The sequence below is a fragment of the Aeromonas simiae genome (genome assembly GCF_014892695.1).
Classification (GTDB): domain Bacteria; phylum Pseudomonadota; class Gammaproteobacteria; order Enterobacterales; family Aeromonadaceae; genus Aeromonas; species Aeromonas simiae.
Genome location: NZ_CP040449.1, coordinates 2,343,183 through 2,362,863, shown reverse-complemented (window position 1 = coordinate 2,362,863; position 19,681 = coordinate 2,343,183). Strand labels below are relative to the sequence as shown.

At 49.7% G+C, this 19,681-nt stretch carries 19 protein-coding genes and 3 tRNA genes; 6 read left to right on the top strand and 16 right to left on the bottom strand.

What is annotated here, in order from left to right; genetic code table 11:
- Positions 1–276: 276 nt before the first annotated feature.
- The 8 genes from FE240_RS11125 to FE240_RS11090 form a co-directional block, all read right to left on the bottom strand.
- The gene (locus FE240_RS11125) at positions 277–1,002 is read right to left on the bottom strand and encodes a hypothetical protein (protein WP_193000979.1); all 726 of its coding nucleotides are present in this window, start codon (positions 1,000–1,002) and stop codon (positions 277–279) included.
- Complete coding sequence (locus tag FE240_RS11120; protein WP_193000977.1) at positions 1,002–1,646, bottom strand: TM2 domain-containing protein; 645 nt, start codon at positions 1,644–1,646, stop codon at positions 1,002–1,004. The genes FE240_RS11125 and FE240_RS11120 overlap by 1 nt, the downstream gene beginning before the upstream one ends.
- A 93-nt stretch (positions 1,647–1,739) precedes the next feature.
- Positions 1,740–2,621: a helix-turn-helix transcriptional regulator gene (locus tag FE240_RS11115; RefSeq protein ID WP_167576702.1), complete on the bottom strand. Its 882-nt coding sequence runs from the start codon at positions 2,619–2,621 to the stop codon at positions 1,740–1,742.
- Positions 2,622–2,844: 223 nt separating this feature from the next.
- Positions 2,845–4,077, bottom strand: a complete 1,233-nt coding sequence (locus tag FE240_RS11110) for a tyrosine-type recombinase/integrase (protein WP_193000975.1) — start codon at positions 4,075–4,077, stop codon at positions 2,845–2,847.
- 305 nt (positions 4,078–4,382) lie between these two features.
- A complete protein-coding gene (locus FE240_RS11105) occupies positions 4,383–4,829 on the bottom strand; it encodes a DUF2787 family protein (protein ID WP_193000973.1) in 447 nt (148 codons plus the stop codon).
- A 59-nt stretch (positions 4,830–4,888) separates the two neighbouring features.
- Complete coding sequence (locus FE240_RS11100; RefSeq protein ID WP_193000971.1) at positions 4,889–5,386, bottom strand: hypothetical protein; 498 nt, start codon at positions 5,384–5,386, stop codon at positions 4,889–4,891.
- A 21-nt stretch (positions 5,387–5,407) separates the two neighbouring features.
- Positions 5,408–5,932, bottom strand: a complete 525-nt coding sequence (locus FE240_RS11095) for a hypothetical protein (protein ID WP_193000969.1) — start codon at positions 5,930–5,932, stop codon at positions 5,408–5,410.
- An 11-nt stretch (positions 5,933–5,943) separates the two neighbouring features.
- On the bottom strand, positions 5,944–6,162 hold the full coding sequence (locus tag FE240_RS11090) for a hypothetical protein (RefSeq protein WP_193000967.1): 219 nt from the start codon (positions 6,160–6,162) through the stop codon (positions 5,944–5,946).
- Positions 6,163–6,310: 148 nt separating this feature from the next.
- On the opposite strand from FE240_RS11090, the gene FE240_RS11085 reads away from it, so the two are divergent.
- The 3 genes from FE240_RS11085 (at position 6,311) to FE240_RS11075 (ending at position 8,870) form a co-directional block, all read left to right on the top strand.
- Positions 6,311–7,144 (top strand): hypothetical protein, encoded by an 834-nt coding sequence (locus tag FE240_RS11085; RefSeq protein WP_193000965.1) that lies wholly within the window; start codon positions 6,311–6,313, stop codon positions 7,142–7,144.
- Complete coding sequence (locus FE240_RS11080) at positions 7,141–8,082, top strand: DUF1848 domain-containing protein (RefSeq protein ID WP_193000963.1); 942 nt, start codon at positions 7,141–7,143, stop codon at positions 8,080–8,082. The genes FE240_RS11085 and FE240_RS11080 overlap by 4 nt, the downstream gene beginning before the upstream one ends.
- Before the next feature lie 77 nt (positions 8,083–8,159).
- Positions 8,160–8,870 (top strand): hypothetical protein, encoded by a 711-nt coding sequence (locus FE240_RS11075; RefSeq protein ID WP_193000961.1) that lies wholly within the window; start codon positions 8,160–8,162, stop codon positions 8,868–8,870.
- 620 nt (positions 8,871–9,490) lie between these two features.
- On the opposite strand, the gene FE240_RS11070 is transcribed toward FE240_RS11075, so the two are convergent.
- The 5 genes from FE240_RS11070 to FE240_RS11050 form a co-directional block, all read right to left on the bottom strand.
- Entirely contained in the window at positions 9,491–11,086 is a 1,596-nt protein-coding gene (locus FE240_RS11070; RefSeq protein ID WP_193000959.1) for a hypothetical protein, read from the bottom strand.
- On the bottom strand, positions 11,086–12,126 hold the full coding sequence (locus FE240_RS11065) for a nucleoid-associated protein (protein WP_193000957.1): 1,041 nt from the start codon (positions 12,124–12,126) through the stop codon (positions 11,086–11,088). Before FE240_RS11065 ends, FE240_RS11070 begins: the two co-directional genes overlap by 1 nt.
- A gap of 466 nt (positions 12,127–12,592) precedes the next feature.
- Positions 12,593–13,312 (bottom strand): HNH endonuclease, encoded by a 720-nt coding sequence (locus tag FE240_RS11060; protein ID WP_193000955.1) that lies wholly within the window; start codon positions 13,310–13,312, stop codon positions 12,593–12,595.
- A gap of 734 nt (positions 13,313–14,046) precedes the next feature.
- A tRNA-Asn gene (locus tag FE240_RS11055) sits at positions 14,047–14,122 on the bottom strand.
- A gap of 2 nt (positions 14,123–14,124) precedes the next feature.
- Positions 14,125–14,200 (bottom strand) — tRNA-Asn (locus FE240_RS11050).
- Positions 14,201–14,553: 353 nt separating this feature from the next.
- On the opposite strand from FE240_RS11050, the gene dauA reads away from it, so the two are divergent.
- Positions 14,554–16,269, top strand: a complete 1,716-nt coding sequence (gene dauA, locus FE240_RS11045; RefSeq protein ID WP_193000952.1) for a C4-dicarboxylic acid transporter DauA — start codon at positions 14,554–14,556, stop codon at positions 16,267–16,269.
- 165 nt (positions 16,270–16,434) lie between these two features.
- A tRNA-Ser gene (locus tag FE240_RS11040) sits at positions 16,435–16,522 on the top strand.
- A 131-nt stretch (positions 16,523–16,653) separates the two neighbouring features.
- On the opposite strand, the gene FE240_RS11035 is transcribed toward FE240_RS11040, so the two are convergent.
- The 3 genes from FE240_RS11035 to FE240_RS11025 all read right to left on the bottom strand — a co-directional run bounded on the left by FE240_RS11035 (position 16,654) and on the right by FE240_RS11025 (position 18,670).
- On the bottom strand, positions 16,654–16,869 hold the full coding sequence (locus FE240_RS11035; protein WP_193000950.1) for a hypothetical protein: 216 nt from the start codon (positions 16,867–16,869) through the stop codon (positions 16,654–16,656).
- A 44-nt stretch (positions 16,870–16,913) separates the two neighbouring features.
- Positions 16,914–17,294, bottom strand: a complete 381-nt coding sequence (locus FE240_RS11030) for a diacylglycerol kinase (protein WP_193000948.1) — start codon at positions 17,292–17,294, stop codon at positions 16,914–16,916.
- A 119-nt stretch (positions 17,295–17,413) separates the two neighbouring features.
- Positions 17,414–18,670 (bottom strand): adenylosuccinate synthetase, encoded by a 1,257-nt coding sequence (locus tag FE240_RS11025; protein ID WP_193000946.1) that lies wholly within the window; start codon positions 18,668–18,670, stop codon positions 17,414–17,416.
- Between the two features lie 143 nt (positions 18,671–18,813).
- On the opposite strand from FE240_RS11025, the gene FE240_RS11020 reads away from it, so the two are divergent.
- Positions 18,814–19,665 (top strand): LysR family transcriptional regulator, encoded by an 852-nt coding sequence (locus tag FE240_RS11020; protein ID WP_193000944.1) that lies wholly within the window; start codon positions 18,814–18,816, stop codon positions 19,663–19,665.
- The last annotated feature ends 16 nt before the right edge of the window (positions 19,666–19,681 follow it).

The window sequence follows — 19,681 nt, the reverse complement described above, 5'->3', positions numbered from 1 at the left end:
AACAATGGCCCAGAGGCTGTTGTTTTTGTTTTTGGCTCCTGTTGAGGCTGTTTTTGCTTGGGGCGTTTGTTGCCAGGTTGTGTGTATTGTTGTGGTGAAAAAAAATTGATGGAACGATGCTGGCGTAGATCGAGTGAAGAAAACTTGGGGGTAGGTCGTGACGGTGGGGCTTCGAACTACCCCGCCGAGCCGTCGCGTCCGTCACGATTTCTCATCGTTTGGTCAGTGTTGAACGAAAAAAGCGGGATTGCTCCCGCCCATGTCTCAGGCCTCGCACTACTCGTACAGGCTGACGCTACAATCCTCACTTGATGCCATACAGTCTCTAGCTGGGCTGCCGTCTAGTTCAACCTGATAAATCCGCTCCTTCTCTACCCGATACATAGCAGAGCTTGTCTTGAGCGGAGTGGCGAACGGGCCTTTCCAATCCACAGAGCAGCTGGGTTCTTGGAAGTTGCCATTATCATCCATCAGGGATGCCCCACAGCTTTCGATCACCGTCAGGCCGCTCTGCTGGATCGTGATGTATCGCTCTGTGCCGCTTCCACCTGCAAAGTTGAAACTGCGCTTGCCGATGAAGGGGAGGCGTTGATTACCTTGTTGAGCCGTTTGCGGGACCACCTCCTCTTTCGCTGCCTCGCACATCTTCTCTAGCAGGGCATCGATCATGACGTCAGGCTGTGGCTGGCCGTTTATCTCCAGCGCTTCCACGCTGAACTCCTCGTCTTGGATCCACATCTGGAGTATGCCCCGTACAGGTCTATCCCCATAGGTGAACGTACCGCTCACATTGACCAGTTTGCGCCCATCAGTGGCTTTACCTGCTGACCACTCGGGATCTTTGAAGAAGCTATCGGCCTGCTGCTCCAAGGTCACCCCTGGACAGCTTTCCAGTTCTCCCGTCTTCACCGTCAGCTCATCCCATTTACTAAGCAATCCAGCTTGAGCTGTAGAGGCCATCAGCAGTGAAACGCTGGCTGCCAAAGCAATTTTCTTCATCATTACCATACCCATTGGAACGCCCTTACTGCTTGATAGTTGTAGCGTTTGTCAAACTCTTCTTGGGACAGACAAAGCACCTTGATGAACTCGATCAGTGACAGTAAAACAGGGATCCCAGTTGAGCAGGCCGCCAGATAGATCAGCCCCCAGCCCCAGTTACCGGCATAGAACTTGTGCAGGCCAATTCCACCGCCAAAGAAGACCAGCAGGGTCATCAAGACCTTTCGCTTACCTCTATGGTGAACTGTGCTTCCCGCTGGTGCTGGTGGAGTTGAAGCTGGATTCGACGCCTGCTCACGGATAGGCCACGCGGCTACATTGATAGGTGAAGGAAGTACTTCTGCTATTGCTTTGGCCTTCTTCTTGGCTGAGCCCCATGTATCGATTGCATCAACGAAGGAGCCTGTCAGCGACAGCTCAACAACCCCTTCTTCCGGTGAGTCGAAATGCGCGGTGACGCGTAACCCGAACGGGTTGATACCGTACTTCCAGGATGCTTCCAGCTCTCCTTTGGCGCGATCGGCTTTTTTGATGGTGCCCCCTTCGGCTTGCAGGTGGGCGGCTACGTGCTCGAAGACGGCCTCGTAATCGTCATGACTGCGCAGAACGAGATCAGATATTGTAGTTATCGTGGGAGATCCCATGGTTTTACTCCTTGTAGGTTGGGTTATAGATAGTGGTGATGGACCCCGACAGGTGGTGTCGGGGGTAGTAATAAAGAGGGTGAAAAATTTGGCTTACATCCGGCTGAGCAGGGCCTTGAGGTCACGCTTGACCAATGCTTGGATCCCCGCTGGGCTGATCACTTCAAGGTGCGGTAGATAGGTTTTGATCACGGGTAGTAGCTGGGATCCATCGAATACCCTGCTTGCCAGCAAGATGCTGCCGTCTTCCAGTTCTCTAATCAGTGCCTGCTCGGGGAGAATGTTTCTAAGCTTGAATTCGTGGGCTATTGGGGAAGCTGCCTTGATAACGACTTCGTGAGTGGGAACGGCTTCTTGCTCGATCAGCCTTTGAAGCAGTTGCTGCTGTGGTTCACTGATCGTCGATGGCGTTTCTATCTGCTGGAGGCTGGCGATACTCGACACGGGTTCGAGAAATGGCGTATCAGCCATCACTCCTGCCAAGTACCAACGACCCCGTTTATTGACCAAGCGGTATGGCTCAATCTTTTGCTCTGCTTGCTCACCGACCCATGTCAGCCTGACGTTGAGCTGTTGGCTGATTGCTTTGGCAAGCGGCTTTAGCCATTGGTGATGGCTGTCGTCTTCATCGAGTTGAAAGCCTGCAAGGACGAATACAGGTGTTGATGCAGGGTTGAGCCAGAGCTTGATCAGACTTTCGTGATCATCCGGGAACAATGCTTTGGCCCCGAGTTGCTCGCACAGTCTCAAAATGGCAGGTGTGGTGGTTCTCCCTAGATAGCTGGGGTCGAGCCAATAGGTTTGTCCGTCACGTTCCAGCGGTAGATAAGCCAGTCTGACATTCAGGTCTCGCTGGATAGTGCGAGCCGAGACGTTGAACTCGGTGGCCAACTCTGAGATCACCAACCGCTGCCCGTTGTTGAGCTTGGTCAGGATCACGCCGAGGCGTTGGGCTAGGGTGTCGTGTTCTGCCATCCAGGGAAGCATCGTAGTCAAAGGTATCCCAGTGTCACGGAGGTGCCCGACAGGGCGTGTCGACTTGGATTTTCACGACGGGAGGGTCTTTAGGTAAGCAGAGTTGGCATAGCTGCGGGGGCTTTGGTATCTGAAAAATGCGGGAAGGTTGATGGAATGCCGACGATCTCGTCGAGGCGTCGAGTCTGCCCGTCAGCACGTCACGACCGTCGGCATTTTTCCCCTAAATTCCTCCGTTTTGGCTGAGTTGGGGGAGGGCTGAGTGGGCTGTGTTGCTAGGTATCAACGCCTGTTCCACACAGTTGGCCACTTGAGTGCTGGTGTGTCTCAGCCTGCTGGCGTGAAGGTGTGCATACCGCTGGCTAGTCTGGCTGCTGGCATGGCCCAACTGGGCTTGCACGTCATACAAGGTTCCGCCACTGGAGACGATCAAGGCTGCAACGGAGTGGCGGCAAGTATGGATACAGACTGGCCCTTCAATCCTTGCCCGCTTGAGCATCCGGTTAAATGGTCTGGTGACGTTGTTGAGCGGCTGACCCTGTTTCTGTCCTGGAAACAGATAGGGGTTTCCTTCTATAGGGTGGGTCTCCTTGAGGATCTGCATAGCCATATGGTTGAGGTGGAGGATCCGGCTTTTCCCGTTCTTGGTGTGGGGGATGAACAGGGTCAGCTGGGATTGATCGAGGTGTTCCCACTTGGCCAATCTCAACTCGTCCTTACGCAGCCCTGTCAGCAAGAGCAGTTTGACGTACTGACCGGCATAACCGTTTTCATCGATATCCGCAGCCATAAACAGCCGCCTGATTTCTCCCTTGTCCAGATAGCGTGTCCGTTGGTTGTTTTCAGTCAGGGTTTTGAGGTGGCGCAACGGGTGTTGCTCCAGATAGCCCATCCGAACGCTCCAAGTCAGGATCGCCTTGAGCAAGGTAGTGATCCGGTTGTTGGTCGCTGGCTTCACTTTACCCAGCAGATTGGTTTGCAGGGCTTGGCCCTGTTCCAGTTTGATTTCAGACAGCAGCCGAGATCCCAAGGCTGGTTTCAAATGGTCACGAAACCGCTGAGCATCATCTCGCCACGATCTCTTGTGGTGTTGGGCATATGGAAAGTAGTGCTGTTCAAACAGCTCGGCCAAAGTGAGCTCCTGCCGTTTATCTTCTTTCTGCTGCTTGGGGTCGATGCCCTGCGAAAGCAGTCGTTTATAGTCTGTGGCAATCTCTCTGGCCGTGTTCAGGTCAACATCGGGGAAGCGACCTATGGATATTGCCCGTTTACGTCCTTGCCAGAGATAACGAAGCAGGAATTTCTTTGAGCCTTCCCCTTTGCCTACCAGACATTTAAAGCCTGGGATCTGGGTGTCGCTGTATTCGGCTTCAGTTGATTTGGCATGGGGTGGATTCGGAGGTAGCGCTTCAACGGCTTTTTGAGTGAAGCGAAATCGAGAGGGAGCATTTGCCATCGTCTGTCTCCTGTCATTTGATAAGTGGGGTAGGGTTGGTCTGCCCAAGAAAAAACAGCACAGGGATGTCAATTCCTTGTGCGGCCGGAGTGAGATTGGGGATTGGCTGAGCCTAATGCTGGTCTCAGGCCAGAGGTGGAACAGGGCTTGGCTTACTTCCGGTCGATATCCGGTCTTCTGTGCGGGAAAATTCGCCAAACGTAGAAATTTGCCGTCGGTGGCGACGAGCTGACGAATTGACCTAAGCGGTTCCCGACGCTTCGTCGCCACCGACGCGACTTTTTCAGCTTTTTGCCTGAACTGGATCAGTCTGGTGTCACAGTCAGGGTGAATGCATCCATCTGGGCATAGCAGCAAAAGCTCTGCTGCCAGACGTCAAACCATTCATTCACCTCTGACGGGGAAATCTCTCCCATCATCGAATGGGTGTACTCTTCGATGCTGAAATCAAAATCCAACTCCTTGGCCAACTCGGTGCACCAACCTTGGCCCACATAGGCAAAGTCGGTGACGTAGCGCAGATGCCAGCCATCATCCCAACGTTCGAGGCGTATTTCGACAGGGTGATAGCCTCCGGTTGTTGCGCTGTAGTCAGGATCTCGGTAGTTGAGGGTCAGGGCTGCGGGTGTTGTGCTATCCGGGATCTCATCAGGGAAATCCTCCAACGCTGAGCTGATGGCCTGCTCCAGTAGCGTTTGCAGGTCGTGACATATCCTCACAGGCAAGCCCGTGATAACGAGGGTAGGTTTCATATCTTGGTTCTCGTTGAGATTGAGTAAAAGGGGTCGGGGAGAGTAGGAGGATGGAACGGTTACTGAGCTGCGTTGGTCTCTGCTGGCAGCTTGGTCTTGAGTCCATCGAACCACTCGGCATGTTTCCCCGTGATCAGATGACCGAACCGCACGTCAGGTGCAGCCTTGGTCAACTCCAGATGGCGCAGCACGGCAGCTAGGAACCCCGCATTATTGCTACTGCCTTTGAAGTGCCAGATTACCTTGAACAGGCCAGAGGTAAATGCCTTATCCGGCTGTTGCTCGTTTAGCAGATCCACTACTTGCGCCAGACCGAACCACTCCTTGGAACAGAGGCCGCCACCACTGCTACCTGTCAGACGGATCAGTCGTTCAGCCTGTTCGGGTTCATGGCCAATCTCATAACCCACGGTGGTAGTTGAGCCTGGCGAGAGCAGAGTCGCTACGCCACTGACCAAGACCACCTTGGCTGGTGATACTTGTATGCCATCAGACTTAGTTGTGAATGCGGTAATTACTTGTTGTTTGGCTGCTTGCTTATCGGTTTTGGTGTTCATGCTTAGGATCCTTCGAGATCGTTAGATAGTGGATTTCAGGTAGATAGTGGTGCCCAAATCAGGCGAGGTTTGATCTGGCTTGAGAGCAAAGGCCAGATGCTGAAATACAGGGAGTGGTGCAGACAAGGCATCAAACGGTGAGCCGTAGCCAGAGAAGCGATAGGGTTCCCATGCTTCGACAGCGGTGAAGGGCAGCCAGAACACAGCATCTTCGGCACAGTCGATCAGCTTGATGGTTCCTGCAGCTAACCGCCAGTAGTCAGCGTAGTAACCGTTGTCGTCATCTCTGACTGACTCGCCTGTGTGGGAAGCTATCGAGATCAATACTTCAGGTGCTTCACTGTGCAGGGACTTGGCCTTGAGCACGGTCGCCTCTTTGACCACGACCAGCAGCACAGGCTGATTTTCATCTGGCAGGAACTCAGGAACATACTTACCGTTTGTAATGACCTCCTGCATCAGCAAGCTCAGCGTCTGCCAGCTATAGGCATAACCCTTGAGCGTTTCGTGTGAAGCGTATTTCCCTTCTTGAATGAACTCATCCATGGCAGTCTCCCTTAGTCTGCTGGGCCGGTGATGTAGCCGATAGTGCCGCCGATGATGGTGCCTGCGACGGCTCCTGGGATACCGCCTTTGGCACCGATGCCTGCTCCGGTGATAGCGCCTTTGACTGCTCCCTTGGTGCTGCCCTTGACCGTGAAATCGATACTGCCGTCTCTCATTGGCTTGATGCTGACTGCGGCTACTTGTTTGCGCAAAATTTGGTGGATAAACATGTTCTGTCCTTTGGATCGTGGATATGAAAAAGGCCCTGAGCGGTTAGCTCATGGCCTGATGTTCGGGATGAACATGGATTTAATATATATTTGATTTAAATGCTCATTCGGGTATCTTTTGTGAAATCGTTCACCTATGGATATGTATATGAATAATTTAATTGAAGAGCTATATACTGAGATTGATTTCGAAATGTTCTCTGACTGTGAACATGCAGTTCATGGTGTCACTTCATGCCCTAAGTGTTGCTCTGGACAATATTTTAATGATAATGAAATTAATTATTCGTGTGAGCAGAAAATGAAGTTGTATATTATACGGTACCTGCCTGTGCATGCATCTGAGGTACGCAGTAGTGTCGGGGTTTTAAAAAACAATGCGGTGATGAATAGAATACTAAGCCAAGATAATTTGAATGTTTTATCGATTGGTGGTGGTCCTGGTTCTGACATTATAGGGTTTCGTGAGGCCCATCGCTCAATCCATGAGCTTCGAGAATTTTTGGAAGAAGAATCTTATGTCGCAGAAATAAATTATTTAAAAGTGGAGATAAATGATGATTGGAATGCTCTATTTGAACGGGTCATCAATATTAATGTTGATGGTCGGCTTGGGCATGTTAACGAAAACTACGAGTGCATTTATGGGGATGCAACATCTATAGTTCTAGGTATTGACACCCAAGATGTTATTTTACTATCGTATATAGTTTCTGAATTAACAGATGATGAGGCCATTATGTTAGCGAACAACATTAAAAGATGGTCTGATGAAAATACAATAATTATTGTCAATGATCGAAATCAAGAAGAGGTTACAAATAGAGTAAACCTGATGTTTGAAATACTTAATGCTCAAGATGCGGGGGAGTTTGAAAGCACCGGTTGGGCTGGTTTTTTCTATCCAGATGAGATTAGAGATTCATGTGAAGTAAAGTTGAATCGTTCATCTATGGTTTCTTATGCTGTAGGTTGCCAATGATACTTAGCGCAAGCAGAAGAACTGATATTCCAGCATTCTATACTCCATGGTTTATGAATAGAATCAGGGAGGGTTTTCTACTTGTAAGAAATCCATTTAATGCACATCAGATTTCTAGGATATCACTACTTCCATCGGAAGTAGATGCGATCGTGTTTTGGACAAGGAATCCCCAAATGCTTATGACGCATTTGGATGAGCTGGATTTGTTAGGGTATAGATATTATTTCCAATATACAATTACGGGTTATCCTAAGCTATTAGAGCATTCTGTGCCAAGACCGCACAGGGCAATAGCAACATTTTCTGAGCTAAGCGATCGGATTGGTAAGGACCGCGTTATTTGGCGTTATGATCCCATACTGTTGTCAAATATTGTAGATTTAGATGAACATAAACGACTGTTTAAGAAAATAGCCTCTATGCTTGAGGGGAAAACTAGTCGGGTTGTTATTAGCTTTGCAGATCTTTACAAAAAAACAGAAAGAAATTTGGATGTTATATCTGAGCTGGAATATAAAGATATTTTGCATGAGCAACAATCAGTATTAGACCTATCATCTTATATGTCTGAGGTAGCATCTGCGCATGGCATGGAGATCGAATCATGTGCTGAAGGTCTAGATCTTTCACAGGTAGGGGTCTCACATGGGAAATGTATTGATGATGCTCTTCTAATGAAATTGTTTGGAATTTCGTTAAGTGAAAGAAAAGACACTGGTCAGCGAGCCGAGTGTGGTTGTATTAAAAGTGTTGATATAGGTGTTTATAACACTTGTTTGCATGGATGTTCATATTGTTATGCCACATATAGTCAATCATCTGTTTTAAAGAATAAGGCAAAACATGATCCTAGAAGTCCATTTTTGATCGGTGGTACAGAGGGGGTGTCCACCGAGCTATTACGTCCTGAAGTAATTCAAGGTAGTCTATTTTGATTTGGATAAGTGTCATGAGCAGTTTCGTTTGCTAGATATTATTATTTATGGGGTTGGGGGGTATTATGTGCAGCATAATGAATACTGAAAAGGATTGCTTGCCTGCGCGTTTTCGTCGTAGAGGTTCCGAGATCAGGCGTGAATTACTCACTGAGTATGACATTGTACCTATCGCACATTTTAAACTCCTCCCTGGGCAGGAAAAATATAGTTACTCAGGTTATGTGCTTAAAGAGCGTTACTATTGTTTTCAATTTACACATAAGGAAAGTGGCGCAGTAGGTTCTTTTTTATGTGGGTATAAAGCGGCAGAAGATTTTCTATCATTGCTTGAGATTGGGCCGATTTCAATATTTAACCCGCTTCGGTCTGAAAATTTTGGTACAGGTACAGGTACAGGTACAGGTACAGGTACAGGTACAGGTACAGGTACAGGTACAGGTACAGGTACAGAGGTACCTTTAAAGACGATAAAGATTAATGAAAGTAAGCAACTTTTCGTTGATGCAGCAAGGCTATTAATGATGCTTTGGGATAGTGCCAGCAAAGGAATGACACCTTTAGCATTAGCCCTACAGGGAGCTATCAAAGCAGGAATGGATAAACCTGTAGAATACAGACATGTACTGACGGTCAACACGATATTGGCTAAAAGTGGAAGGACATTAACAAAGCACTTAGAGGCACGCCTACGGTATGTAACCATTAAATTCAAAGACTATGATTTTGAACCGCTTAATAAAGTTGTGGAGCGCGCAAAATATAAAAATCATCCTCCATTTTTTTAGTTAAGTTCTTTGTTTGAATATTCCGATTTACATTTATTTTCGTGTCTTGGCGATGGTTGTTGTCAGAACCATCATATCCATTTGCGGAGGCATTCTTTATTTAATCTGCTGCCTCAACTGTGCGGCGGAACTCGTCACTTCCATTTACCTGTAACTTTCCATCGACTACGTTTACGCAGCTATTTCTGGTCGAACGGCTCACAGCAACACGGCTACCTTCCCTAGAACTGCCTTGGTCTGGGCCTAGTATTCTCAAGAACTCATCCTGGGTCAGCTCGCCAATACTCTTGGTCGCCATGCAAACAACTCCTTTTAAACGCAAAGGTTTTTGTGAACAGGCAGTCTGCCATAGTTTGGGTTTCATTCAAAACATGGGATACCCAAAGGAGACATTTCTGACAGTCTTTGTAGGTTGAACTGCTGGGGGATAGTAGGGGGCTTTAGTGGAAATTTTTCGTGAAAGTTGCCGACGGTCGCGTCGGCGTGACGACCCGTCACCTCGTCGGTATCGACGGGATTTTTGAAAATTTGAGGCTAGTGAACGAGCAATGGTCATGGCGTATCCCTTGACTATAACTTCTCAAGTCAAGCATAACACTACGATGCGATTGCCCCAGAATTTACTCATTATGAGCCAGAGACTCTTGAATTGTGACTGCATTGATTTTTTCAACTTTGATCTTGGTTGGTTCTATATACTCAGTAACTTCCGATTTTTTATAAAGTGAGGGGCTAGCTGAAGAGAAATAAATAATGCACACAGCACCGGCAATTATTGTGTTAGTCAACAACCACACGAGAATATAACAATTTCTTTTTTTGTTAATATAGCGTTTTTCTTTCTTGCTGACGTTGTCTACGTCAAAAATCTTATCGAGATCATTTTTATTTAATAGATCCTTGTATCGATTCCTTATATCAGCATATTTCCCAAGTAATCTATCCCTATCTGAATTAATCTCGAATATAGAAATCAATAAATAGATGAAAGATATTGCTATTAAAAGCATACTGACAACAAACACCTCGAAACTAAATGCACCTTCTATAGTTCCTTTATTCACAACTCTTAATAAAAAGACAGTTATGAAGAATGTTGTGAATGTCCATAGGCCAGTCTTAAACATTGAAAACATGTTTTTAGTCATTTCCAATGCTTTATCTGACTGATTTTGTATGAATTCTGAAATCTTATTCTTAATTTCGATGTATTGTTTAACATTATCTTTAAGGTATAGGTCATAGCCGGACTGTACAGAATTAGCCGCTCCACTTTCAATTGAGAGTAGAGTTTCATTCTCTAAATGAATAGATAAGACATTTCGAGCTAAACCGATTTTATCGGTATAGTTTCCCTCTAGAAAGGTCCATTCATAAATACTGCTTAACTCCTTGGAGTTATGCGCAATCAATTGGTCCAGACTTACTGTCTCAGACAGTAATTTATAACCTTTAAGACGATACTTCAAAGTATTATCAGAAATGGATGAAAAGTCTGACAAATAAACAATCAAGAGTGCATTAAATAAACCATTAAAGTAATGCCCTAGTTCTGCATTACTATCAATGCAAACCTTGAAGTCATCAGGTATGAAACAAAATTGTGCTGCATTAGCAAAATGCCCACACTTATCTCGTTTTTCTATTCGTGTAGCTCGGTCATGTACATATATTTTTGATAAAAAAGCATCATTATTTTCTGGTAATGACGGATAGACAGGTATAAATCTGATTGACTCTGTAGAGAAGTAATCTATATCCTCCCAAACATTAATATTTAAAGGGGATGATAAATCAAATTTACACCACGCCTCTAAACTTTCTTGTAAAGTTAATGTGCTTATGTGGCGGACAAATATTTCAAAGTCAAATATATCAAAATGTTTTGACAGGTCTTTATCAACTCTTAACTCAACACCTATATCTTCATCATGTAAATAGGATAGATGCTCAATAATTGAATCTGTTTTATGAGATAAGTTTTCGGTATTCTCCGATAATATTCTGACGGGTTCAGCAGTATTAACTGTTATCGTTAAATTCACACCAAGAGCATCTAGCCTCTTAAGAATAACCTCTAAATCATCATTCAGCTTATCTAGAGGTGATGATGATGAATTAAATGTATATTTAGCCTCGTATAAACAAAAGTTTTCTACGACACTAATCTTATTTATCTCACCAAATAACTCTAGTATCCGTTTGACGATAGACATTATTTTTCCTCAGAGGTTTTAAATTCCTCATATCCCTTATCAGTGTAAATCTTAATGAATTTACCTTTTTCATCTTTGCTTGCAGAAATTCGTGATTTTAAATCTTTTACTTCACCATTTATTCGTAATTCAAAGTTACTATCTAGCATAACCTTTCTAACAATTCTAGCCCTAATCACACTTGGCTCTAAGTCAAACTGTGTATCAAAAGGTCGAGGTGATGTTGTTGGTAGTGCTTCAAATTTTTCTACAAACGAACCAAACTTAGCCTTAAATTCTTCTGTTTCAGGTTTGTGAGATTTTACTTTATTAACAAGATCGTCATAGGCCAATGAGCTTTCATTTCTGAAATGATTGATTATATCATTTCTTAAGAACCAATAGTCTACCGGAGATACATTCTTTACTTCTTTGGAGAGCAAGTTATCGATAGCAGCAAAAGCATTTTTAGTATTTGTTTCAGAGTCCTGTAACTGCTCTGCAACTAGAAATGATAGATACCAGTATTCCGTAATTGTTGCTTTACTGTCTGATACAATAACTTCATCTACGGTAGATTCAGAATTAAATGTAATTACCGCCGTTTTCTGTAATCTGTCTTTAGATGTAGGTAAGCCAGATTTCAAAGAAAGATTAACTTCATCAAGGTAATCACTATTATCAATTTTGATAAGAACAAACTTCAGGCATCCATCGTGTTTAACTTTAAGCTGTAATAATCCACCAGCTTTAACGTTGGTCATTTGCTTGATTTTATCCTGCACTGTAATTTCGACATCATACAATTTACGTGCAATTTGATTCGATTTGGCTTTCCAGTCTGCCCCTTTTGATAAGGTCACAAGTGATGATGCAACCAGTTCATCCATGTCTTTAAATTTAAAGAAACGGCTACGAGGGCTTTCTAACAGGTCTTTCAAAACAAGTTCAGTATACGTTTTTAATCCTTCCGCAGTACCATCCAACGCCATAGGCACTGGTCCAGCAGATTTGACATCAACCTTATGTAACGAATATTCAAGTACTTCTAAATTTTCCATAGATAGAGGCAACCTAGTAACTGAACGGAAACACTGTCTTCACATAGAGTGATAATACACTCAAGATGCTGTAATCTTACAGATAATTCAATTCAAATGATAGAATTCTGACCCAATTGAGATCCTCTGACCTGAATCCATTTATGCAATCATAAGCAATAAATCGACACAAAATCGTTGACATTTCGACGCTTTCAACAATGTTTCAAAAGTTGCTGGCGGTTGCGTCGGCGTGACGACCGTCACCTCGTCGGCATCGACGCGATTTTTCGAGCTTTTGGCAAGAGTTGTGTTATCTGTGACAGATGCTGGTGATGGTCAGAGTAGGCTGTTACACATAATTATTTCAGATTCCAAGCCACCAGCACCGACACTATTTTTCCAAGTTCTAACGACAATAGTCTCTGCGTTCAAGATACGGGAGTGCTCTACTCGTGATCCCCCAGTTTTTCGGGGGATTGTCTTTCTAGGGTATCTGGAGAAGAGCGTTCCTAACCCGAAGGTGAACTTCTGTGGGGAGTTGTTTGTTTGCTAGAAGTTTCAAGTAGCTAGATGGCAGCGACGGATTGGGGACAATAGTTCCTTTGGCTGTGATGTGGAACTGCTTGCTGTCAAGTAGCCGATGTAGGTCTGCCCGGAGGAGGATTGCATTCTCCAATACCTCTTTGCCCCCATCAGCTGCGGAAATTATGTGTGCTGCATCGATAACCTCCGGCAGTTCCTCACCAGTGATAGCGCACTTTCTGTCTAAAGCTAACAATGCATTACGAAGTCGTTGTTGCTCACGTTTGATCCTGCTTACGGTTTCACGCTTCTTCACTTCTATCAGGTCTTGTTCAATACGGGTCCATTCAACGGAGCCGTCCCACTTTTTTGAGTGTTCGCCTTTCCATGTGGCTCTACCGGATTGCTTTTTAAGGTCTATTTCGATCAAAGACTCCCCCCAAAATTCTAGGTATTCCTTACCAGCAAAAGAGGGGTTGTTGGCTTCAAAGTATGACAGGGTGAGCTCGGCTCTTGTTCCCTCAATGTCCCAGTGCGGATCTACATTGAAAACGCGCAATTCGCCGGTGCTGTGGTCTACATCCAGGGTTTGCTTTACATGCGTGTCAAAGGGGTTTTGAAAATCTAGTCTGATCCACTCAGTACTAAACATCCATGGAATTGAGATGCCATGAGAAATCATTGATCGTGTTTCCTAATTGCTTAAAGCCTAGCTCGACCGTTGCTTTGCCAAAGCTATGAGGAGGGGGCTGGAACGCTTGGTCAGAGCACATGGTTGGAAGCATACCACTTTGTTGATAGCGATTTCTTCGCAAATTCAGATAGTAAGGACGATATCCAACGCGATTTTACTTAGGGATTTGTAGGCTGATTTTTTCCAAACAAACGGAAAATGCCGACGGTCGCGTCGGCGTGACGACCAGTCATCTCGTCGGCACCGACGCGACTTTGCACAACTCCGAGCAAACTCAGCCACAGCCCCAAAGACCGGATATGCCCCAGAGGCTGCTCCGGCCTTACCGCTAACCATTCCTCTTCCCTTGTCCCTCCTGAGCGTCTCCATCTTTCAATCCGCGTTATCTGTACGCCAGAGTCGCCTGCTCCGGTCTGACCATCCCCATGGTCTCTCAGCAGAAAGACCGGAAGCTGTGACCGGAGGTGTTGTCAGGGGGGGAGTTTACGTCAGGGAAGGGATAGGTTCTGCACGGGCAAATCCTTGAACAAATCACCTGCCGAGCTGACCGGATAGGGACCGGAGTAATCGTTAGTCGAATTTGAGTTGAGAAAAAACAGAGAGAGTAGATAGTTCACTGCGAGGGGATGTGCAAGAGCATGCGGGAAGGGATTGTAGACTCAGCTTGAAACTATGAAGAGCAGATATGAAAAAGCCCAGCCAAAAGGCTGGGCTTTAAAATGTGGCTCCCTCGACAGGACTTGAACCTGTGACATACGGATTAACAGTCCGCCGTTCTACCGACTGAACTACGAGGGAATTGGCTCCTCCAACTGGACTCGAACCAGTGACATACGGATTAACAGTCCGCCGTTCTACCGACTGAACTATGGAGGAATCACGTCTCTCACAAGACGGACGGCATAATAATGAGGGGGACGCTGGCTGTCAAGGCGCTGGGGAAATGGCACCATCATGTGAGCATTTTCAATACAATCAGAGGCTTAAATAAGCAAAACCCCTAAAGCGCCAAGCTGGAGAGGAATAAAACGAGAGAAATGCGTATTTCGCCATGAAAAGGGGGGAAAGGGGCGGGAAAGAGCGGTAACTTGATCCCGATCCTCGCCAATGAAGGGGAATCGGCGTATGGTGCAACCATTCCATCGTCGCGCCGACCCTGCTGCCGACGCCCTGATGATTCGGGTACCGGTACTGACCGGTGTATTGTTCTCTTCTGGTATTTCACGTCGATGCATAATCAAGCACAGCTACAGAGTGTGAGGCTAGGTGTTGCCCTTCGCCAAGCCTGTTTTAATGAACCTTATAGTCTGACCCGTCTGGGGCGTGATGTGGTGGCAGGCATTACTGTCGGCATCATCGCCATTCCGCTGGCCATGGCGCTGGCTATTGCGAGTGGTGTGCCGCCTCAACATGGTCTTTACACCGCAATCGTCGCAGGGGTAGTGATCGCGCTGACCGGTGGCTCGCGTTTTTCCATCTCGGGACCGACCGCCGCCTTCGTGGTGATCCTCTATCCGGTGGCCCAGCAGTTTGGCCTCTCCGGCCTGCTCATGGCCACGCTTATCTCCGGCATCTTCTTGGTGCTGATGGGGGTGGCGCGTCTGGGTCGTCTTATCGAATACATCCCCAACTCGGTGACCTTAGGTTTTACCGGGGGGATCGCGATTGTCATCGCCACGTTGCAGATCAAGGATTTCTTTGGCCTGAATGTGGCCGATATGCCCGAAACCTACCTGGGTAAGGTGGAGGCGCTGGCCCATGCCTTACCCACTTGGCAGTGGGGGGACTCCCTGGTCGGTGTGGTCACGCTCCTGGTGTTGTTGCTGTGGCCGCGACTTAAACTGCCGGTGCCAGGCCATTTGCCCGCCGTGCTGGTGGGGGTGGGTCTAGGTTATGGCCTGCACTTGGTGGGGATCGATGTCGCGACCATTGGTTCGCAGTTTCACTACACCCTGGCAGATGGTTCCCAGGGCAGCGGCATTCCACCGATCGCGCCCGAGCTGATCCTGCCTTGGTCACTGCCGGGGCCAGATGGTCAGCCGGTGGTGTGGAATCTTGCCACGCTGGAGCGCTTGTTGCCGGCCGCCTTCTCCATGGCCATGCTGGGAGCCATCGAGTCGCTGCTGTGCGCCGTGGTGCTCGATGGTATGACTGGCCGTAAGCACAGCTCCAATGCCGAGTTGGTGGGGCAGGGGATAGGCAATATCATGGCTCCCTTCTTTGGGGGGATCACCGCCACCGCCGCGATTGCGCGCTCAGCCGCCAACGTGCGTGCCGGCGCCACCTCGCCCATCTCAGGTATTATCCATGCCCTAGTGGTGCTGGCGGCCATTTTGGTGCTGGCGCCTTGGCTCTCTTGGTTGCCACTTTCGGCCATGGCGGCGCTGCTGCTGCTGGTGGCATGGAACATGAGTGAGGCACATAAGGCGTTTGATCTCATCCGCCGCGCCCCGCGCTCCGATGTACTGGTGCTGCTGGTATGCCTATCGCTGACCGTTATCTTCGACATGGTCATTGCCATCACCTTCGGCGTGATCCTGGCTTCGCTGCTGTTTATGCGTGAAGTGGCCAAGATGACCCGCTTGCACAACCTGACCGATGATCGTCGCCACGCCCATGCCGTGCCGGAAGGGGCCTTGCTGTATAAGATCAACGGGCCACTCTTCTTTGCCGCCGCCGAGCGGGTGTTCGGTGAGCTGATGAGCCTGATTGAGGGGCATCAGGTGCTGGTGTTGCAGATGGAGGCGGTCACTGTGCTCGATGCCGGTGGGCTGTCTGCCTTCTTGCAGTTTGAAAAGCAGTTAGCCAAGCAAGGAGTTGAGCTGCGGGTGGCCGAGTTGCAGTTCCAGCCGCTCAAGACCATGGCGCGGGCCAAGGTGCACCCGGTACCGGGCAAGCTCTCTTTTTACCCGACGCTGGAAGAGGCGCTGCTGGGCGGCGAGTAATCAAGGATGTGGGGTTTTTGCCCAGATGGCATGGTTTTTGAGCGAACGCGCCATTAAAGGCAAAATTGTGTTGACCCCACCTCTCTCATCCCCTACATTACGCCCCGTTCCGACGCACAGCGCGGTGCCGTGGAGATTGACCACGATAATCACAATCGACAATTTGGTGAGGTGTCCGAGTGGCTGAAGGAGCACGCCTGGAAAGTGTGTATACGGCAACGTATCGAGGGTTCGAATCCCTCCCTCACCGCCAAATGATAAGCCCAAGCAATTCAGTTGCTTGGGCTTTTTCTTTGTTTGCGATTTTATTATGTCATCTGATGTTGGCCGGTTCGGAACTATTCCTACCCCGTGGGGCTATTGGGTCGGCCGTCACCTACGTACCTAAGCCGTCATCATTGGCTTCAACTTGTCTGGCTGGCGCACAGGCTGCCCGATGAACTGATTCATGACGTTCACGTTAGCCAAGGCCTTGCCCATCAGCGCCTTGTAATTTCTTTGGTTCAGTGTCTGCCCAATGCATTGCTTGAGCCGGTATGCGGTCACCTCGGCTATCGGGCGTTGGTCAGAGCCGGAGCCTTTCTGGCCGATGGCATCCATGATCAGAGTTACTGCGCCAAGGCCCGCTTTTTATGCCTGTGCTCTTACCAAAGGCCGAACAGATTGCGGCCGGCCAGTGCACACCAGACGACGCCGTTGAGCGCCAGGGTAAGGAAGACCGCGGCCGAGCCGAGATCCTTGGCACGGCCAGAGAGCTCGTGGCGCTCATGACCGATGCGATCCACCACGGCTTCGATGGCGGAATTGATGATCTCGACGATGACCACCAGCCAAGCCAGTGCGATCAGCAGCAGGCTTTGTAGCAGGTCGTGGCCGACCACGAAGGCGAGCGGGGTCAACAGTAGAATGAGGATCAGCTCCTGGCGAAAGGCGGCCTCATGCCGCCAGGCTGACCCCAATCCCTGCATGCTGTAGCCGGTCGCGTGAATCACCCGGGTCAATCCCGTGGCGCCTGGCTTTGCCATCTTGCTCTCCTTTGTAGTTTCGATGTGGACGGCCGCCATCTTGGCATGGCCGGCTTAAGACTCTATTAAGCAGAGACGACACAGGGGAGCCGAGGCTCCCCTGTGTATGAATGTTGCGCTTAGCGCAGGATCATCTCGTCACGGCCCGGGCCGACGGAGACCATCGGCACCGGCACTCCGAGCAGCTCCTCGATGCGCAGCACGTACTTCTGAGCAGCCAGCGGCAGATCTTCAAAGGTGCGGCAGCCGGTGATGTCTTCGCTCCAGCTCTCCATCTGCTCGTAGACGGGCTTGAGGGCCGCCGTCTGCGGCCAGATCGGGTTCTCGGTATGGGCCCCCTCGTAGGCCACGCAGATCTTCAGATCCGGCAGGCCGGTCAGGCAGTCCAGCTTGGTCAGGGCCACCTCGGTGGCGGCTTGCAGCTCGACCCCGTTCTTGGTGGCGACGGCATCGAAGTAGCCAACGTCACGGGGGCGACCGGTGGTGGCGCCGAACTCGTTGGCGATCTTACGGAACTCGTCCTGGTTCTCCATGGCGGTCAGCAGGGTACCGGTACCGACGGAGGTGCTGAACGCCTTGGCGACCGCAATGACGCGCTCCGGACGCAGACCCGGCAGGCCGCCACCGATGCCGGCATAGGCACCGGAGACGTGGGAGGAGGTGACCCAGGGGTATTCGCCATAGATAAGGTCACGGCCGGCGCCAAGTTGGGCTTCGAACAGCAGGGTCTTGCCTTCAGCTTGCAGCGCTTTGAGCGGCATGCTGACGTTGCAGACTGAATCTATCCAAGGGGCGGAGACTTCCAGCAGCCAGTCGGCCATCTCTTGGGCACTCTGGGTGAACTCGAAGCTCGGGTAGAGGGCCTTGAGTTGCGGCAGTTTCCAGTCGAGGAAGAACTGGATCCGCTCGACCAGCACGTCAGGCTGTTTCAGCCAGCCCACCAGGATCGCCTTTTTCATGACCCGATCACCATAGGCCGGGGCGATGCCCTGACGGGTGGAGCCATAGGCGCCATCACCCAGACGCTGCTCTTCCAAGGTATCTTCCATGGCGTGCAGCGGCAGGCACAGGGTGGCACGATCGGAGATGGCGAGCTTAGGCGTCACGCCGGAGGCCTTCACTTCGTCGAGTTCGACGGTGAGTTTCTCGGGGCTGATCACCATACCGGGGCCGAGTACGACCAGGCAGTCCGGATTGAAGACACCACTCGGAACCTGGTGCAGCTTGAAGGTGCCCAGCTCGTTGACGACAGTGTGCCCGGCGTTGTTACCGCCCTGGAAGCGGATGCTGGCACCGGCTTGGCCGGCCAGATAATCCACGATGCGGCCCTTGCCTTCATCACCCCAGTTGGCTCCAACCACCACGATAGACGACATGCTGCTTTCTCCTAAAACGTGACACATCAAAACACGAAGTCTTCATCCTAGGTGCCCGGCAGGAATATGAAAAGTTAATTATCTTTATTCCTCCGATAAGCAACTCATATAATGAGAGCTGGCGCACGACCCGGTGACTCTTCATGCTCGACATCAACTGGCTCAATACCTTCGTTACGCTGGCGCGGCTCGGTCACTTCGGCCATGCCGCCGCCGAGCTGCACATGACCCAACCCAATGTGAGCCTGCACCTCAAACGTCTAGAAGAGGCCACCAAGGTGCGGCTCATCGAGCGCAGCCCGTTTCGCCTGACCCAGGCGGGTGAACGTTTGCTGGTGAGCGCCCAGCGCACCCTTAGCGAGTTGCAATTGTGTCAGTCCGATCTCAATGCGCTGGGGGATCTGGCGCAGGGCACCATCACCTTGGCGGCGAGCGATATCATCTCGCGGCTGCTGCTGATCCGCCCCTTTCAGCGTTTCAAGCAGGCCTATCCCGGCATCGATCTGGCGCTGTTTAATACCACCTCGGATCGCTCCGCCGAGCTGGTGCGCAGCGGCCGCGCCGATCTCGGCTTCGTGCTGGAGCAGCGGCAAAACGACTCGCTGCACTTTACTGCCCTGCGTGAGGTGGGGTGGTGCGCTTTGGGCGAGGGGCTCGACGAGGAGGAGCCGACCCTGATCCTGCTCGGCCACGATACCCGCACCCGGGCCTTACTCGACCCGGCGCTGCCGCAGCTTGGGCGCTACCGGGTGATGGAGGTGGGCAGTGTCGATGCCCAGCTCGACTGGGCCGAAGCGGGGTTCGGGGTGGCGGTGGTGCCTGATTTTGCCCTGCTGCGACGACGTGATGGCACGGTGCCGGTACGCCGGTTGGTTGAGTTTCCGACCGCCAGTCTCGGCTATATAGTGCGGCAGAACCAGATCCTCTCGCGTGCCATCAAGGCGCTGCTCGGTTGGGTTGAAGAAGAGATTGCGAGCCGCATGCCGGCCCCGTGATAAACAAACCGGCCCA

Excerpts from the sequence above, each read along its gene's own strand:
- FE240_RS11125 (WP_193000979.1), bottom strand. The coding sequence starts at position 1,002 with ATGATGAAGAAAATTGCTTTGGCAGCCAGCGTTTCACTGCTGATGGCC.
- FE240_RS11120 (WP_193000977.1), bottom strand. The coding sequence starts at position 1,646 with ATGGGATCTCCCACGATAACTACAATATCTGATCTCGTTCTGCGCAGT.
- FE240_RS11115 (WP_167576702.1), bottom strand. The coding sequence starts at position 2,621 with ATGGCAGAACACGACACCCTAGCCCAACGCCTCGGCGTGATCCTGACC.
- FE240_RS11110 (WP_193000975.1), bottom strand. The coding sequence starts at position 4,077 with ATGGCAAATGCTCCCTCTCGATTTCGCTTCACTCAAAAAGCCGTTGAA.
- FE240_RS11105 (WP_193000973.1), bottom strand. The coding sequence starts at position 4,829 with ATGAAACCTACCCTCGTTATCACGGGCTTGCCTGTGAGGATATGTCAC.
- FE240_RS11100 (WP_193000971.1), bottom strand. The coding sequence starts at position 5,386 with ATGAACACCAAAACCGATAAGCAAGCAGCCAAACAACAAGTAATTACC.
- FE240_RS11095 (WP_193000969.1), bottom strand. The coding sequence starts at position 5,932 with ATGGATGAGTTCATTCAAGAAGGGAAATACGCTTCACACGAAACGCTC.
- FE240_RS11090 (WP_193000967.1), bottom strand. The coding sequence starts at position 6,162 with ATGTTTATCCACCAAATTTTGCGCAAACAAGTAGCCGCAGTCAGCATC.
- FE240_RS11085 (WP_193000965.1), top strand. The coding sequence starts at position 6,311 with ATGAATAATTTAATTGAAGAGCTATATACTGAGATTGATTTCGAAATG.
- FE240_RS11080 (WP_193000963.1), top strand. The coding sequence starts at position 7,141 with ATGATACTTAGCGCAAGCAGAAGAACTGATATTCCAGCATTCTATACT.
- FE240_RS11075 (WP_193000961.1), top strand. The coding sequence starts at position 8,160 with ATGAATACTGAAAAGGATTGCTTGCCTGCGCGTTTTCGTCGTAGAGGT.
- FE240_RS11070 (WP_193000959.1), bottom strand. The coding sequence starts at position 11,086 with ATGTCTATCGTCAAACGGATACTAGAGTTATTTGGTGAGATAAATAAG.
- FE240_RS11065 (WP_193000957.1), bottom strand. The coding sequence starts at position 12,126 with ATGGAAAATTTAGAAGTACTTGAATATTCGTTACATAAGGTTGATGTC.
- FE240_RS11060 (WP_193000955.1), bottom strand. The coding sequence starts at position 13,312 with ATGATTTCTCATGGCATCTCAATTCCATGGATGTTTAGTACTGAGTGG.
- dauA (WP_193000952.1), top strand. The coding sequence starts at position 14,554 with ATGCATAATCAAGCACAGCTACAGAGTGTGAGGCTAGGTGTTGCCCTT.
- FE240_RS11035 (WP_193000950.1), bottom strand. The coding sequence starts at position 16,869 with ATGGATGCCATCGGCCAGAAAGGCTCCGGCTCTGACCAACGCCCGATA.
- FE240_RS11030 (WP_193000948.1), bottom strand. The coding sequence starts at position 17,294 with ATGGCAAAGCCAGGCGCCACGGGATTGACCCGGGTGATTCACGCGACC.
- FE240_RS11025 (WP_193000946.1), bottom strand. The coding sequence starts at position 18,670 with ATGTCGTCTATCGTGGTGGTTGGAGCCAACTGGGGTGATGAAGGCAAG.
- FE240_RS11020 (WP_193000944.1), top strand. The coding sequence starts at position 18,814 with ATGCTCGACATCAACTGGCTCAATACCTTCGTTACGCTGGCGCGGCTC.